The organism is Enterococcus sp. AZ015 (assembly GCF_050499225.1).
GTDB lineage: Bacteria > Bacillota > Bacilli > Lactobacillales > Enterococcaceae > Enterococcus_D > Enterococcus_D entomosocium.
This window is the reverse complement of sequence record NZ_JBMHEX010000001.1, coordinates 2,472,951-2,487,961: the sequence shown is the minus strand read 5'-3', so window position 1 is coordinate 2,487,961 and position 15,011 is coordinate 2,472,951. Positions and strand designations below refer to the sequence as shown.

Genomic DNA, 15,011 nt, shown 5'->3' with positions numbered 1-15,011 from the left:
GAAAAAAATGGTAAAACGCAGTGAAAAATTGGAGACCATGATTCATTATCTGCTTTTGGCAGTATTAGCCTTATTGTTTTTGCTCCCATTGTTGTGGATGCTGATCGCCTCTATTGATCCGGGCGCTATTCAAACTTTGAAATTACCTGAAGCAGTATCATTTGAAAATTTTGCTTCGATCCTTTCTGATCAAACTATCATTCGGTCATTCGGAATCGGCTTGCTTTTGTCCGGCTGTCAATCGATTTTAGTTGTTGTCTTATGTGTTTTGGCAGCATATCCCTTGTCGAGGTATCAGCTAAGATATAAAAAAAGTTTTTTGATGGCGGTGCTGTTCATGACCTCATTACCGATGACTGCTGTCATCGTGCCGGTCTATCAACTGTTTATCTTTTTGAAGTTTCAAGATTCGTTACTGGCGGTGACGTTTTTCTTGACGGCGTCCTCACTGCCTTATGGGATTTGGATGATGAAGAACTTTATGGATTCGGTACCAATCGACTTAGAAGAGTCCGCTTGGGTCGATGGGGCTTCAACATGGCAAGGGGTGCGAAAAGTCGTAGCGCCGCTGATGGTTCCAGGTATTTGTACGGTTGGTATTTTTACTTTTACTGGAAGCTGGGGCAACTTCTTTGTTCCTTATATTTTGATTCAGTCACCCGAAAAAATGCCGGCATCAGTCTCGATCTTTCAGTTTTTCGGCAACTTTGGTATGGTCAATTATGGCCGTTTAGCCGCTTTTTCGGTGCTATATACCTTACCAGTCGTCATTTTATATGCTTTGTCACAAACGTATATGTCTAAAGGATTTAGCATGGGAGGAGCGACGAAAGGATGAAAGATCCATTTCATACGACAAAAAAATTAACGAAACGAATCGCTGAACTAAAAGCGTATCGTTTTCAAAAAGTACAAGACCTTACAATGTGGTCGGCAAAAGAAGATAAGTCAAAAACGGAAAAACACCCACCAGAAGAGTGGGACTTTACACTTTCAGTTAGCGATTTCTGGCAAGGGAGAGACCGTTATATTTGGGCTCATCATGAATTGACAGTTCCAGAGGAGGAAGACTTATGGTTACTGATCGATTTTGGTCGTACAGGTGGTGGCTATAATTCAGGCTTTGAGTCCTTGCTGTTGATCGATGGTGAACCTTATCAGGGTGTCGATTCGAATCATACAGAGATTTTTCTGGCGGATCATTACCGAGGGAAAACCATCCGACTTGATTTAAAACTATGGTCGGGCTTGGAAGGCGGTGGGTCTGAAGTCATTCAACGGCATGAGTTTCGGCAAGCTTGTTTGGCAAAACGACACTTAGCTGCTGATGACTGTTTCTTTCTCGCTGATATGATGGCGAAAACTATCGATGGGTTACCGGAAAATGAACCGATACGATACAAGCTGTTGAGTCTTTTAGATGATGCCTTTCGTTTGATTCAGTGGCAGGTACCCGGATCTATCTCTTTTTACCATAGCGTTGAGGAAGCTGATCATTATTTAAATCAAGAACTGCAAAAAATACCTAAACTTTCGGAGATCACTGTGACGGCTATCGGCCATACACATATCGATGTTGCTTGGTTGTGGCGGCTGAAGCATACAGGGGAAAAAGCTGTCCGCAGTTTTTCAACGGTTTTACGTTTGATGGAACAATACCCAGAATATATTTTCTTACAAACCCAACCTCAGCTATACAAATATGTCAAAGAAAGCTATCCAGCACTTTATGAGAAAATCAAAAAGAGGATCAAAGAAGGCCGTTGGGAAGTGGACGGAGCCATGTGGCTGGAAGCCGATTGCAATATACCGTCAGGCGAATCATTGGTCCGTCAGATACTCCATGGGAAAAAATTTGTGAAGGAAGAATTTGACAAAGAAATGCATTTCTTGTGGCTTCCGGATGTGTTCGGTTATTCATGGGCACTGCCCCAAATCTTGAAAAAATCCGGTATTGAGACGTTTATGACGACCAAAATCAGCTGGAATCAATATAACCGGATGCCTCATGATACCTTTTATTGGCGGGGAATCGATGGGACAGATATTTTGACGCATTTTATCACCACGCCAGTTGATGGTAAAACGGATGAATGGGCAGAAGAATGGTTTTATACCTACAATGGAACGCTCTCTCCGGGGACCGTTCAAGGAATTTACGACGGATATCAAGACAAGCGTTTGAATCAAGAATTTCTGCTGTCTTACGGTCATGGGGACGGCGGAGGCGGTGTCACTAGAGAGATGCTGGAAAATCGACGACGCCTTGACCAGATTCCAGGATTGCCGCAAGTCAAAACAGGAATAGCGAAAGCCTTTTTTGAACGACTGCATCAGACAGTAGAACGAAATAAGTCGCTGGTCTCTCGTTGGGATGGCGAATTGTACTTGGAATATCATCGAGGAACCTATACCTCGCAAGCGTTTGTCAAAAAAATGAATCGAAAAGCTGAAATTGCTCTACGGGAACTTGAGATTCTCTATACATGTTTAGCAGCCAGCAAAGAAGACGAGTATCCTAAGGATCCGCTTTTTGAAACATGGGAGACGGTTCTTCGTAATCAATTCCACGATATTATTCCTGGTTCTTCGATCAAAGAAGTTTATCAAGACCATAGAGCAGAGTTTGCCGTCGTGACTCAGACCATTCAACAGTTATTTGAACAATTAGATGGACCTGCTAATCAAAAGTATACAGTCAACAATACAGCTAGCTGGTCAAGGAATGAACTGATTGAACTTCCACTTTTACAAGAAGGTCGCTTTATTGATTCACAAGGAAAAGAACTTCCGGCTTATTTTGATGGAGAAAAACAGTCTGTTCTTGTGACAAATGTTCCGCCAATGAGTCAGGTGATGATAGAGTTTCAACCGATAGCAGAAAATAAAGACATCAAACCGCTCGCTGAGTTCACAGAGGGAGCGCTTGAGACCGATCGTTTGCGAATTTTATGGGAAACATCGGGAAATTTGATCAGCATTTTTGATAAGAAACTAGGTAGAGAAATGTTGGAAGGAAAAGGGAATGTTTTTCAGCTATTTGAAGACAAACCTTTAAATTACGATGCATGGGATATCGATAGTTTTTATCAAGAAAAACCAACAGTGCTTCAAGCCGATCAAATACGATTACGCTCAAATAATGCGCTTTACGCTTCCGTAGTATTTGAGTATACGTTTGGTAATTCGCAGATACATCAGGAAATGCGGGTCTATGCTCATACACAACGAATCGATTTTTTTACAAACGTGTCATGGCATGAACGCCAACAACTGTTGAAGGTAAACTTTGATGCAGCAATTCGATCAACTGAAGCAGTATTTGATATTCAGTACGGAAATGTAAAACGAGCTACCCATGCTAATACCAGTTGGCAATTGGCTCAGTTTGAAACAGTAGGCCACCAATGGGCAGATCTTTCAGAAAAATATTGTGGGGTAAGTTTATTGAATGACTGTAAATATGGTTATGCTGTTAAGGAAAATCAATTAAGCTTGACCTTGCTTAAAGGCGCTATCTATCCTGATCCACTGGCTGACGATGGCGATCACAAATTTACTTACAGTTTTTATGCCCACGAGCACGATGCCATCGATGGAGGAACAATGGAAGAAGCATGGTCCCTCAACTCGCCATTAACGGTTATTAACGGAGAACATTCTTGGTTGCTTCCGTTGCAAATAGACTGTGAAACCTCAGTTACCATCGACGCCATCAAGCAAGCAGAAACCGGCAAAGGGTGGATTTTACGCTTACATGATCACACGGGAGGAACTAGAAAGGTTACATTGCAGTTGCCAAGCAGTTTTTGGCAAGAAACAGATTTAATGGAGATACCTTTAAATAATGAGCAGTGGAAAGATGAAGTCTCATTTACCTTGTCACCCTTCGAAATAAAAACATTTCATTTTGAGTTGAGATAAACTAAAACCAGCAGATTCTCCATTTATAGCGGAGAATCTGCTGGTTGTGTTTATTCAAATTCTTCATACTCATTTGGGTCTTGACCATCGATACGGCCGTCTGCTTTGTTTAACTGATTGAATTGATTGATTTCATCTTCAGTCAGTTCAAAGTCGAAGATCGCAAGATTTTCTCGTTGATGGGCGAGGTTTCTTGATTTTGGCAGGGGCAAAATGCCACGTTCCACATGCCAGCGTAAGATGATTTGACCAGCTGATTTTTGGTATTTCTCAGCTAATTCAGTGATCAGTGGTTCTTTCAGGGCATCGCTGCCACGACCTAATGGGCTCCAAGCTTCCGTTACGATGCCGCGTTTTTTGTTTTCTGCGACCATTCGTTCTTGGACCCAGTAAGGATGGATCTCAATTTGATTTAGTGCAGGGGTCACACCAGTTGCTTCAATAATGGCATCCAAATGTTCTGGTTCAAAATTGGAAACGCCGATGGAACGGATCAAACCTAATTTCTGGGCGGTCACTAAGGCTTGCCAAGCTTCGACATATTTGCCGCGTTTTGGTAATGGCCAGTGGATCAAAAAGGCATCGAAGTAGTCGAGTCCCATGCGAGCAAGGGATTCTTGAATGCTGGTTAAGGCATCATCATAGCCATGGTATTTTCCCGGTAATTTTGAGGTGATATAAAATTCTGAACGTGGGATACCAGAGCGACGGATCGCTTTGCCGACAATGCCTTCATTGTCATAATTGGTTGAAGAATCGATTAATCGATACCCGTCAGCGATTGCTGCTTGCAGCTGGCTCAACCCTTCGCCACCGCGGATCTGATAGGTACCGATGCCCACGGCGGGGCGTAAATTGCCGTCGTTTAATGTCAGTAAAGGTGCTTTCATAAAATGATTCCTCCTTTTCTTTACATTCTACTCTAACGCTTTTTTGCCAGGAACGTAACCAACTTGCTCAAACAAAGAAAAAAGAGCAACGGTTTCTGTTTCAGAAACAATTGCTCTTTTTGATTAAATTATTTTTCAGGCGGTGTGCCATACATTTTTGGTGTGACTTGATCGAGTTTTGGCGCTTTTCCTTCGATCTTTGGTTCGTCTAGCCATTGGTATTCGCCTTCACCATCAAGTGCTTTGCCTTTCGCCCAAGAGCCTTCTTTACTTTGGTCGCCTTCTGAGAAGTTATAGAAATCATAAGCGATATCTAAGCGTTCGTTTTTGCGGTTAAAGGTAGTCGGCACTAAAATTGAGCCTTCGTTTTCTTCCAATTCTTTCACGGCAGCTGCCCAGAGATTTTGGTGGTAGCTGTCACGCGCCAATAAGACCGAAAGTAAGTCTTTGACCCCACGGTCATCGATCATTTCATAGATGCGTGCTACTTGCAGACGACCTTGTGATTCCGCATTTAAGTTGGCACGGAAATCAGCAAGTAAGTTGCCACTAGCAATGATATATGCACCTGACCATGGATTGCCGACGCTATCAGCAGGACGTGGTCCTAAGCCGGCAACGATGGCATGTTGCGGATTCATTCCAGAAATGATCGCACCGATCGTTGGGTCTTTTTTCATGGCAGCTTCCTGATCTTCCACAGGTGCACCTTCCAGCAGACGTGCAACCATCGTTGCCAACATTTCAACGTGTCCAAGCTCTTCAGTAGCGATATCCATCAACATGTCTTTGTATTTTTCTTCCCCACGGCAGCTCCATCCTTGGAATAAGTATTGCATGGCAACACTCATCTCTCCATATTGTCCACCGATTAATTCTTGAAGGTATTTCGCAACTAACGGATTTGGTTTTTCTGGTTTAGCTTCAAACTGTAGTTCTTTTTGATGACGAAACATACTATTCCTCCTAAAATTTTTTATTGGACCCATAAAAAGTTTCTCATGAATCGAAAGGTTCGTCTAATAAAATGCACTTAGTTCAAAATGAAAAAAGCTCCAAAAAGAAAAGCCATTTACTTTGACAAAAAGCGAGAAGCGTTAGATAGTTAAATTAAGAGAGAATTAGAAAAGGAGCGAGTCACCATGTTTCAGTATTACAAAATGGACGACCGAAAAATAAGGGAATCCTCGGGGGAAGATTACAATTGGCTGGTGGTTTCTGGGACAGATCCAGAGGAACAACGCCACTTGTTAGATAAGTATCAACTGCCCGAAGATATTTTTATTGGCGCCAACGAACCGGAAGAAGTCTCACGTTTGGAATACTTACGTAACACTAAGTTAAATCATCCGATTCTTTATACCTTGATCGATTTGTCAGAAGTGACACAAGACCGCATCGAAGATCGTTTAGAACCGGTGACGTTTATTTATACCAAAGATCTTTTAATCACGTATGTCTCTCATCAATCTACACTGATTAAACGCCTGATTGAAAAGCATGAGCAAGATATTCAACGGTATGAAGATATTGTTGCCTACTCGACGCTGATGATCTACACCCATTACATCAAAGGTCTGCAGGAAATGAAGAAACAGATCGATGCACTAGATGAAGCAGCTCGTAAAACGACGGAAAACAACGAATTGTTTAATTTAGCCGATACCGAACGAGACATGGTCTATCTGGATCACACCTTACGGGATCAGAACCATACCGTCGATCGTTTGATGGATCGCAAAGAATTTTTGGATCGTTTGGATAATGAAGCACTCGTTTATGACATTAAGCTACGACAGAAGTTTGCCATGAAAATGGTCACTATCTATCGCGACTTGTTAGAAACCATTGGTGGCTTGTTCTCCGATATGATGGACAACAATCTAAACCATCTGATGAAATACTTAGATTCTGCGGCATTGGTGGTGGCTGTGCCGTCCTTGATCGCGGGGCTATGGGGGATCAACACCGGGGGACTGCCAGGAAAAGACAATGCCATCGGTACGATCATTGTCTTTGGTTTGGCTATTTTAGTTGGGATATTAACCGCCATTTACTTGTCACGGAAAGACTTTTCAAAATAAAAAGCGCCGCTGCTCTGTGGCACCGTTCATCCATAAAAGGAGAATGGTGCGACGAAGCAGTTGGCATTTTTTTATTTTAACCCGCTGTCCAAATTGCTGTCGAGAATCCAGCGCTGAAAGGCGAGAAAGACCAGCAGCAAAGGCAAGATGTAAATTACCGAGGCAGCAATCAAAATCGTCCAATGGATATTTTCCGCGCCCACCAAGCTGCGGTTCGCCACTTGCAAGGTGTATTTTTTCGGATTATTCAAGACGATCAAGGGCCAGATATAATCATTCCATCGCTACTGGAAGGAGAAGATCTCCAGTGTCATAATGATTGGTCGGGCAATCGGCAGCATGGTGATGGCGATGATAGAGGAAGAAAAAAATGGCATCGTATTTTGTAAGCGCATAGCTGCAGTCGGCACTGACTAGAATCCTCAATAAATCCGCGTAAGGCAAATCAGGAACTTCTACAGTCACACCGTTTTTTTCTGTGTATTTTCCCGTCATTTTCAAATAAGTACCGCCTTCGCTAGGAGCTCTGGAAGCAAACATGGGAATCTGCGAAGATATTTCCAATCGGCAACGATCGAAACGTCCCCTAATGAAAAATAGCTGAAGTGCTGAAAAGATAGCTGTCCTAAAACGCACTGAGGAGTAAAAAGTGCCAATTATCTGACAAAATGAGAGTGGCTCTCCCTCAGTTTAGCGAAGAAGATGCAAAATAAAAAATAAAACGATTTCAAAAAATGCACCAATACTAAAAAAAACGAATTAAAGCTCTTACAACGATACTTAAGAAGTACTGATAAACGTTAATATAACAAGGTTTGAAATTTTTTTTTGCAAATTGAGTGCAAATCTTTTGTCTAAAACGGGGATTAAGCGTAACATAATATGTGTAATAACTACTTAAAAGAAAGAAGGAGAAAAATATGCATTGGTTATGGGTATTAATCGTAGGAGCTATTATCGGTTTGATCGCCGGAGCTATCACAAATAAAGGTGGATCAATGGGTTGGATCGCCAACATCGTTGCAGGTTTAGTAGGTTCAGCTATTGGACAAGCAATCTTAGGTTCTTGGGGTCCATCACTTGCTGGAATGGCAATCGTCCCATCAATTATTGGTGCGGTTATTGTAGTTGCTGTTGTTTCATTCTTCTTAGGACGTTCAAACGGCTAGTCCATTCAGCAATTGTTTCCATTCATTTATTTCGGGTAGTAATTACCTCGAATAGACAGGCAAATCCAGATTTTCTGGGTTTGCCTTTTTTGTTTTTAAGGAAGCATAAGCAATCCTTTTGTCATATCGGGAAATTGTCGTTACACTTGAAGTAGGTCAAAAAAAGAAAGGAAGAGGTTCAATGAAAAAGCAATATGAAACAGCGATGATCAATCGAGGCGGACGTGTCGGAGAGGTCGAAGCACCAAATGGCAGTTTTCACCTGAAAATCGACAAACCGGGTCTTCACAGTGAGGGCACAAACCCAGAACAATTATTTGCCGCTGGCTATGCTTCTTGTTTCAACGGTGCCGTACAGCATATGCTGAAAGAGCATAACATCGAATCCGAATCCGAAGTTAAAGCAAGAGTGTCTTTGTATCAGCATGAGGACGGCAGTTACCAAATCGGCGTGATTTTAGAAGTGTCGTTACCAGGCGTTGAAAAAGCCGAGGCAGAGAAAATCGCAGAAGAAGCCCATGATTTTTGTCCGTATTCTCGGGCAACTCGTGGCAACATTGATGTCGAAGTACAAGTAGTCTAAGCATTATTGCAGCTAGACAAACAATAAGCGGCTGATGAATCAGCCGACAAGAGGGAATTCATCAAGGAGGCCAATCAATGAGACAAACAGAGATCTTGCTGCTTTTGGGCGTGTTTGTGGTTGGCCTTTTTGTGGTGTACTGGCTGAAAAAGCACCGACATGCGCGCCACAATCAAGCACTGGCAGCTCAGCTGAAGCGTTATCCCAGCGTGCGGAAAGCGTGGCTGGCAGCCGGGGCAAAAAGGGAAGCAGTCCTTTTGGTTCCCGGTTTAAAAAAAGCTACTGCCGCAGTTGCAACGACGGCAACGGCGAAAGCAGAAACGAGGCTGTACAAGCATGCGGATCAGTGTCAGGCAATGACTCCACAAGGGTTGGCCGTTTCGGAGGACTATTTGTTCCTCTCTGCGTACTGTTCGCAGCAGGAACATCACTCACAGCTTTATATAATAGAAAGAACGAGCGGACGGCATCTGAAAACGGTGGTTCTGCCAAAACGCCCCCATGTCGGCGGATTAGTCTTTGATCGAGCAACGCAAGTGCTGTGGCTAACCATCACTGGGAAAGGAATGGGACGAGTGGCGTGTGTTTCTTTGCAGACACTGCTGGAAGATGATTCCTTGGCAACCAGTCAGCCGATCGCTTATCAGCAAGTCATCGAATTGGCAGGCATCACTCACAGCTCCTATTTGGCAGCCGATAGCGGTGAACTTGTCTCAGGGACCTTTGCCTTGAAAAACGGTGGTGTGGTGGCGAATTATCCGCTGCCTGTTCTTTCAGACAGCGGTCGCAAAGCATCTCCTCGCATCAAGCCGCGTAAGAGAAGGGTCACCACCACGAAAGTCCAAAGTGTCGCCTTTACCACTGAATACTTGTTGCTGGCACGTTCCTTTGGACCAAGGTCGGCTGAGTTATGGGTCTTTTCAAAGGATGCAACGGTGCTGACCCGCAAACATGCGTTGCGGCGCATCAAGTTTCCCCATTACCTTGAACAGATCGTGGTAGAAAAAGGGCAGCTGTACTGCTTGTTTGAAAGTGGGGCATGGGCGTATCGCCAAAAAGGCGGCAGCATCGATGAAGTCGTGGTATTGGACCTTGCGACCTTACTTCAGTAAAATCACTGCTTAAAAAGAAAAAAGACCAGCCTCTTAAGAAGCTGGTCGTAAGTGCAGTAATTATTCCACGATTGCTCGTTGGATATCTAAGACGGTGCCGGTATGAGCATCTGCCAAAAATTCATAGGTGACAAGCTGTCCGTCTTCGGTGCGGGTGATGCCGCCAGTATATCCTTGGGAAGTGATCGCAAATTTGCGCAAAGGTTGTTTTTCGAAATTGATCCAAGAACCTTCGATCGGTCCTTCTTTGATAAACGCCGCTTTTATATTGTCTAAGACATCATCGGCATTCATGGCTTGCCTTTTCTTCAACCAGATCGTTGAAAAAATCCCTCCTGCAAAGCCAAGACCTAAACCGATGGTCAGTCCATTTTTAAAATAATGCAATGGATGCTCATTCTCCATCTAATGTCCCTCCTAAAGTAAGTTTTCCCGAATGTTTTGATCTCGGTGAAAGCACAGGTTCTCTTAACAATAGTTTACCATAGTTTAGAAATATTCTATAAGAAAAATAACCAACAATAGAAATTTGCGCTATAATAAAGAATATCAGTAGGAATAAGGAGGAAGAGAGCACATCCGTTGTTTCACCCAAAAATTGCTGGAAAACACAGCAACAGCAAGCGTTGCTTTTTCAAAAAAAGCAGCTTTGTTTCTTTGGGGCAGCAAACAACCGATACGTGTTTCTCGAATGATCATGGAAGAAAAAACATTTCAACGCATCAAAGAACTAACGGAGTTACAAGGAACCAGCGGGTTTGAACACGACGTGCGAGCGTATATGCGTGAAGCGATGACTCCATTGGTAGATGAAATCCAACAAGATGGCTTAGGCGGCATCTTCGGTTTGCGTCACCACCAAGAAGCAGATGCACCACGAGTGATGTTAGCTGCTCACATGGACGAAGTTGGTTTCTTATTGACGACGATCACCGATCGCGGCTTATTCAAAGTCACTCCTTTAGGTGGATGGAACCCTTATGTGGTATCTGCTCAACGGTTTACATTGAAAACAGCGAAGGGCGATTACCCATGCGTTTCTTCTTCAGTACCGCCACATTTGTTGCGAGGAAGCAGCGGTCAAAAAAATGTCGAAGTGACAGATATTTTGTTTGATGCTGGTTTTGAATCAAAAGAAGAAGCAGAAAGCTTTGGCGTACGTCCTGGCGATACGATCGTCCCACAAGTGGAAACCATCAAAACAGCCAATGGGAAAAACATCATCTCGAAAGCTTGGGACAACCGTTACGGCTGTGCGGTCGTATTAGAAGCACTTGAAGCCTTGAAAGAGGAAACATTAGGCCATACGTTGATTGCTGGTGCCAACGTTCAGGAAGAAGTCGGCTTACGGGGTTCTCGTCCGTCTGTGACAAAATTCAAACCAGACTTGTTCTTTGCAGTAGATTGTTCGCCAGCAGATGACACAGTCACGAAAAATGGCACCTTTGGTCATCTAGGAGCCGGGACTTTGATGCGAATCTATGATCCAGGCATGATCATGTTGCCACGGATGAAAGAATTCTTGTTGGATACAGCAGAAAGCAACAACATTCCTTACCAATACTTTGTTTCAAAAGGTGGTACCGATGCTGGTGCAGCACACATGGCAAATGAAGGGATCCCAAGTTCTGTCATCGGTGTTCCTGGACGTTACATCCATACCCACCAAACCCTATTCAGTATCGCTGATTTTGAAGCGGCACGGGAAATGGTGATTCAAGTCTTGAAAGGTTTGGATCGTTCCACTGTTGATACGATTTTGGCTGGACAATAAGCTAGAACGAACGAAAGCAAAGAGACAGCAATCCGTTGTCTCTTTTTTTCTGCAGGGGTTCTGAGACCAGCATGTCAGTTGGTAGTCCCTGAAAGAAAGGTGTATACTTAAAGAAAAGAAAGTGGTGAGTATTTGATTATTCCAAAAGATTTAGCAGAGTTAGCAACATATGTGGAGAAAGGCAAAAATGTCTTCTTTTTCACCGCCGATTGGTGTGGCGATTGTCGATATATCAAACCGCAATTGCCTGAGATCGAAGCGGATTTTCCAGCGCTTCAGTTTATCGAAGTCGACCGTGATGAATACATGGATGTAGCGGTTGAATGGAACATTTTTGGTATTCCTAGCCTCGTCGTTATCGAAGACGGCAAGGAGCTGGGACGGTTAGTCAACAAGGATCGCAAAACCAAAGAAGAGATCGAAGCCTTTTTAACCAGCGTACAATCAGCATAGGAGGGGAAAAAGATGGAAGCACAAAGATATCAAAACATTTTAGTAGGGATCGATGGTTCAGAACAAGCGATGTCAGCCTTCAAAAAAGCAGTGGAAGTCGCTCGTCGAAATCAAGGGAAGGTCTATGCTGCAACGATCATCGATCAGCAAGTGCCGACCATGATGGGCTATGCACCTTTGGATAGTTCCATCTTAGAACAAGAAAAAGATACGGCGAAAAATCTGATCGACGACTGCAAAGCCTACGCAAAATCAGTGGATTTTGATCTAGTAGAAGGCATCGTCGCTTACGGCTCCATCAAAGACGCCCTTGCCACCCAATTACCGGATCAATACGACATCGATTTGATCATGGTGGGGCAATCCGGGCTGAACGCCGTGGAACGCTTCATGATGGGGAGTGTCGCCAGCTTCGTTATCCGTGAAGCCCGGTGCGACGTGCTGATCGTATCACCCGAAGAAACCAAAGCGTAAGGTCATTTTGGAAAAAATAAGCTTGTCGTTGCCGTGTTCTTTTCCATAGTTTGCATGGTAGTAACAAGTGACAAAAGGAAGTTCCTGAGAACCAGCGGTTTTGCTCGCTAGTGAAGCATTGTCTTTAGCAAATGAGCAGTAGCTGGTTTTCAGGCTTTTTTGTCTTTGAAAATAACTAGAATTTCAAGGAAAATAAAGAAATTCCATGACGGATGCCGAAAAATTTGATAAGATTATGGGCGGAATGTGTAAGTACCTAAGGAGGAAAAAACGTGATTTTTGCTTATAACAAAGAATATGTCAGTGATACACTGCTTGCCATCACAGCAGATGATAAAGGATTAGAACAAACCGTCGAACGCAAAGGCAATGTTGCCCAAATCAAAAATGAAGAAGGTACGATCGTTGGCTGGAACTTTTTTGCGATCTCAGAAGTGATGACGATCGAAGGCCGTGGTCAAGTGACGTTGACGAAAGAACAAATCCAACAATTGAACACCATGATCAAAGAAGCAGGATTCAGCGAAGAACTGCCTGCAGATACGGAACCAAAAATCGTCGTTGGCTATGTGAAATCTTGTGTAGAACATCCAGACAGCGACCATCTTTCTATCACGGAAACAGAAGTTGGAGATGGGAAAGTCTTGCAAATCGTCTGTGGCGCTGCCAATATTCGTAAAGGATTGAAAGTCGTTGTCGCAAAACCTGGCGCAATGATGCCGGATGGCTTGATGATTTGGCCGGGGACACTTCGTGGCGTAGAAAGCTTCGGAATGATCTGTTCTGCTAAAGAACTACATTTAGAAGGTGCCCCAATGAAAAAAGGCATCCTTGAGCTGCCTCAAGATGCCGTTGTAGGTGAAGCTTTTCCAGTCGGTAAAGCCTAAAAAATGAACTGCCGCTTCCTGTTTTTGCGGCAGTTCATTTTTTGATTGTTTCGATTGGTTTTGGTGATTAGTTGCTGCTGTCTGTTGATTGTTCGTTGATCGATGTATCAACGGAAAGTTTTACTTCTGCTGTTTTTTCTTCATCGCCACGATAGAAGGTTACAGTGATCGTGTCACCGACTTTGTGTTTGTACAACGCAGATTGCAGATCCGTTGTGGTGCTGACTTCTGTATCATCGATTTTCGTGATAACGTCATATTGTTGCAATCCTGCTTGTTCTGCTGGTGTTGCATTGTTGACTGAGTAGATCACAACGCCTGAAGTTACAGATGAAGGAACTTTCAAGATTTGTTCTTGTTGTTGTGATGTGATTGAACCTAAATCAATCGTTTGGATCCCTAGTGCAGGGCGAACCACTTTGCCGTCTGCTTCTAGTTGATTGATGATTTCAACGACATCGTTACTTGGGATCGCAAAGCCCATCCCTTCGACACTAACGCCTGAAGCAGAGCCCGAGGTGCTGGCGATTTTACTTGAGTTGATCCCAATCACTTGACCATCAACGTTGATCAGTGGACCACCTGAGTTCCCTGGGTTGATCGCCGCATCCGTTTGGATCGCATTGATACTGATCGTACCACCAGATTCGTTTTGGCTTGTTACTTGACGATTCAAGGAAGACACGATCCCTTGTGTCACAGAGTTTGCATAGTCAGAGCCTAGAGGAGAACCGATCGCGATTGCTGGTTCGCCGACTTTCAAGGCACTTGAATCGCCAAATGTTGCGGCAGTTGTAACTTTTTCAGAAGAGATTTTTAAGACGGCTAAGTCTGTGTAAGAATCGGTACCTACCAATTCAGCTTTGACTTTTGTACCATCTGCTAAGACAACTTCCAAACCATCTTGACCTTCAACTACGTGGTTGTTGGTTACGACATAGGCATCGTCGCCATCGATTTTGTAGATGACCCCACTCCCTTCAGAAGAAGCTTCTAAGGCGCTGTCGTCTTCGCTTTGGCTATCGCCTTCACTTTGTCCACCTTGCTGACCAAAGAGGCTGTTCCAATCGTTGCTTTGACTTTGTTGTAAATTAATGATGGAAACGACGGAATCTTGTACTTTTTCAACTGCTTCAGTGACATCGCTGGTCACATCAAGTTTGACATTAGATACTTGTGTTTGTCCGTTAGAATCTTGGACCCCGCTGTTGGTCGTGGTTTCTGGTGTTGAAGTCAAGGATGAACCCATTGCCAGATACAGACCGCCGAAGGTCAATAATCCGCCGACCATACCGCCTAAAATCCCAATACCTAATCGTTTTAATAAACCAGGAGAAGTTTTCTTACCTGGTGTGACATATTTTCTTGCCATTACTATTTCCCCCTTAATGAATAATTCGTTATAATCAGTATATTCCTTCTATCTGAGATTAGTCTACTAAGAGATTTTGAAAAAAATATGAAGAAGTTGCGTAAGAATCTGTTTCAAACGATGAAATTTTCTTCGCAAGACCCGTTCATTTTTGAATAAAAATAGCAGAGAAATCTGGGGAGGAGCAAAGGTTTTTTTATCCACAGTGTGTGGACAATCTTGATGGGGTTGGTTGGGTGGATGAAGAAATCATTGAATTGTCCCAGTTTTATAGATAAGATAGAAGAAT

Annotated in this window: 16 protein-coding genes; 10 read left to right on the top strand and 6 right to left on the bottom strand. The window is 43.4% G+C overall.

The features are described 5' to 3' along the window. The first annotated feature begins 7 nt into the window (after positions 1-7). Both IGK85_RS11570 and IGK85_RS11565 read left to right on the top strand, forming a co-directional pair. A complete protein-coding gene (locus IGK85_RS11570; protein WP_008379135.1) occupies positions 8-838 on the top strand; it encodes a carbohydrate ABC transporter permease in 831 nt (276 codons plus the stop codon). Then, positions 835-3,924 carry an alpha-mannosidase gene (locus tag IGK85_RS11565; RefSeq protein ID WP_008379133.1) on the top strand — a complete coding sequence of 1,030 codons (3,090 nt, stop codon included), beginning with the start codon at positions 835-837 and terminating at the stop codon, positions 3,922-3,924. The genes IGK85_RS11570 and IGK85_RS11565 overlap by 4 nt, the downstream gene beginning before the upstream one ends. Positions 3,925-3,974: 50 nt before the next feature. Here the strand turns inward: IGK85_RS11565 and IGK85_RS11560 are convergent, their stop codons facing one another. Together IGK85_RS11560 and IGK85_RS11555 are read right to left on the bottom strand one after the other, a co-directional pair. Then, positions 3,975-4,814, bottom strand: coding sequence for an aldo/keto reductase (locus tag IGK85_RS11560; protein WP_008379131.1), 840 nt, complete (start codon positions 4,812-4,814; stop codon positions 3,975-3,977). 128 nt (positions 4,815-4,942) lie between these two features. After that, positions 4,943-5,770 (bottom strand): manganese catalase family protein, encoded by an 828-nt coding sequence (locus IGK85_RS11555; RefSeq protein WP_008379129.1) that lies wholly within the window; start codon positions 5,768-5,770, stop codon positions 4,943-4,945. A 186-nt stretch (positions 5,771-5,956) separates the two neighbouring features. Between IGK85_RS11555 and IGK85_RS11550 the strand changes: the two genes are divergently transcribed. Then, positions 5,957-6,898 (top strand): magnesium transporter CorA family protein, encoded by a 942-nt coding sequence (locus IGK85_RS11550; RefSeq protein WP_005234580.1) that lies wholly within the window; start codon positions 5,957-5,959, stop codon positions 6,896-6,898. Between the two features lie 71 nt (positions 6,899-6,969). On the opposite strand, the gene IGK85_RS11545 is transcribed toward IGK85_RS11550, so the two are convergent. Together IGK85_RS11545 and IGK85_RS11540 are read right to left on the bottom strand one after the other, a co-directional pair. Beyond that, positions 6,970-7,158, bottom strand: a complete 189-nt coding sequence (locus IGK85_RS11545; protein WP_035006693.1) for a hypothetical protein — start codon at positions 7,156-7,158, stop codon at positions 6,970-6,972. Between the two features lie 13 nt (positions 7,159-7,171). After that, entirely contained in the window at positions 7,172-7,393 is a 222-nt protein-coding gene (locus IGK85_RS11540) for a hypothetical protein (RefSeq protein WP_237714956.1), read from the bottom strand. Positions 7,394-7,818: 425 nt separating this feature from the next. On the opposite strand from IGK85_RS11540, the gene IGK85_RS11535 reads away from it, so the two are divergent. From IGK85_RS11535 to IGK85_RS11525, 3 genes are all read left to right on the top strand, one after another. Continuing rightward, a complete protein-coding gene (locus IGK85_RS11535; RefSeq protein WP_005225422.1) occupies positions 7,819-8,067 on the top strand; it encodes a GlsB/YeaQ/YmgE family stress response membrane protein in 249 nt (82 codons plus the stop codon). A 181-nt stretch (positions 8,068-8,248) separates the two neighbouring features. Beyond that, entirely contained in the window at positions 8,249-8,650 is a 402-nt protein-coding gene (locus IGK85_RS11530; protein ID WP_005225423.1) for an Ohr family peroxiredoxin, read from the top strand. 77 nt (positions 8,651-8,727) lie between these two features. Continuing rightward, positions 8,728-9,762: a hypothetical protein gene (locus IGK85_RS11525; protein WP_008379124.1), complete on the top strand. Its 1,035-nt coding sequence runs from the start codon at positions 8,728-8,730 to the stop codon at positions 9,760-9,762. A gap of 60 nt (positions 9,763-9,822) precedes the next feature. Here the strand turns inward: IGK85_RS11525 and IGK85_RS11520 are convergent, their stop codons facing one another. After that, positions 9,823-10,167 carry a peptidase gene (locus IGK85_RS11520; RefSeq protein ID WP_005234590.1) on the bottom strand — a complete coding sequence of 115 codons (345 nt, stop codon included), beginning with the start codon at positions 10,165-10,167 and terminating at the stop codon, positions 9,823-9,825. A 292-nt stretch (positions 10,168-10,459) separates the two neighbouring features. Between IGK85_RS11520 and pepA the strand changes: the two genes are divergently transcribed. The 4 genes from pepA to ytpR all read left to right on the top strand — a co-directional run bounded on the left by pepA (position 10,460) and on the right by ytpR (position 13,350). Further along, on the top strand, positions 10,460-11,536 hold the full coding sequence (pepA, locus tag IGK85_RS11515) for a glutamyl aminopeptidase (protein WP_034872382.1): 1,077 nt from the start codon (positions 10,460-10,462) through the stop codon (positions 11,534-11,536). Between the two features lie 132 nt (positions 11,537-11,668). After that, the gene (locus IGK85_RS11510; protein ID WP_008379116.1) at positions 11,669-11,989 is read left to right on the top strand and encodes a thioredoxin family protein; all 321 of its coding nucleotides are present in this window, start codon (positions 11,669-11,671) and stop codon (positions 11,987-11,989) included. Between the two features lie 12 nt (positions 11,990-12,001). Then, positions 12,002-12,463 (top strand): universal stress protein, encoded by a 462-nt coding sequence (locus IGK85_RS11505; RefSeq protein WP_008379114.1) that lies wholly within the window; start codon positions 12,002-12,004, stop codon positions 12,461-12,463. A 272-nt stretch (positions 12,464-12,735) separates the two neighbouring features. Then, the gene (ytpR, locus tag IGK85_RS11500) at positions 12,736-13,350 is read left to right on the top strand and encodes a YtpR family tRNA-binding protein (protein ID WP_005234600.1); all 615 of its coding nucleotides are present in this window, start codon (positions 12,736-12,738) and stop codon (positions 13,348-13,350) included. A gap of 67 nt (positions 13,351-13,417) precedes the next feature. Here ytpR and IGK85_RS11495 read toward each other — a convergent pair whose 3' ends face one another. Next, positions 13,418-14,722: a S1C family serine protease gene (locus IGK85_RS11495; protein ID WP_008379110.1), complete on the bottom strand. Its 1,305-nt coding sequence runs from the start codon at positions 14,720-14,722 to the stop codon at positions 13,418-13,420. Positions 14,723-15,011 lie beyond the last annotated feature (289 nt).

Bases quoted from the DNA above. Each gene is read 5' to 3' on its own strand.
- IGK85_RS11505 (WP_008379114.1), top strand. From the start codon at position 12,002: ATGGAAGCACAAAGATATCAAAACATTTTAGTAGGGATCGATGGTTCA.
- pepA (WP_034872382.1), top strand. From the start codon at position 10,460: ATGGAAGAAAAAACATTTCAACGCATCAAAGAACTAACGGAGTTACAA.
- IGK85_RS11530 (WP_005225423.1), top strand. From the start codon at position 8,249: ATGAAAAAGCAATATGAAACAGCGATGATCAATCGAGGCGGACGTGTC.
- IGK85_RS11570 (WP_008379135.1), top strand. From the start codon at position 8: ATGGTAAAACGCAGTGAAAAATTGGAGACCATGATTCATTATCTGCTT.
- IGK85_RS11560 (WP_008379131.1), bottom strand. From the start codon at position 4,814: ATGAAAGCACCTTTACTGACATTAAACGACGGCAATTTACGCCCCGCC.
- IGK85_RS11525 (WP_008379124.1), top strand. From the start codon at position 8,728: ATGAGACAAACAGAGATCTTGCTGCTTTTGGGCGTGTTTGTGGTTGGC.
- IGK85_RS11540 (WP_237714956.1), bottom strand. From the start codon at position 7,393: ATGACGGGAAAATACACAGAAAAAAACGGTGTGACTGTAGAAGTTCCT.
- IGK85_RS11495 (WP_008379110.1), bottom strand. From the start codon at position 14,722: ATGGCAAGAAAATATGTCACACCAGGTAAGAAAACTTCTCCTGGTTTA.
- IGK85_RS11550 (WP_005234580.1), top strand. From the start codon at position 5,957: ATGTTTCAGTATTACAAAATGGACGACCGAAAAATAAGGGAATCCTCG.
- IGK85_RS11555 (WP_008379129.1), bottom strand. From the start codon at position 5,770: ATGTTTCGTCATCAAAAAGAACTACAGTTTGAAGCTAAACCAGAAAAA.
- IGK85_RS11520 (WP_005234590.1), bottom strand. From the start codon at position 10,167: ATGGAGAATGAGCATCCATTGCATTATTTTAAAAATGGACTGACCATC.
- IGK85_RS11535 (WP_005225422.1), top strand. From the start codon at position 7,819: ATGCATTGGTTATGGGTATTAATCGTAGGAGCTATTATCGGTTTGATC.
- IGK85_RS11565 (WP_008379133.1), top strand. From the start codon at position 835: ATGAAAGATCCATTTCATACGACAAAAAAATTAACGAAACGAATCGCT.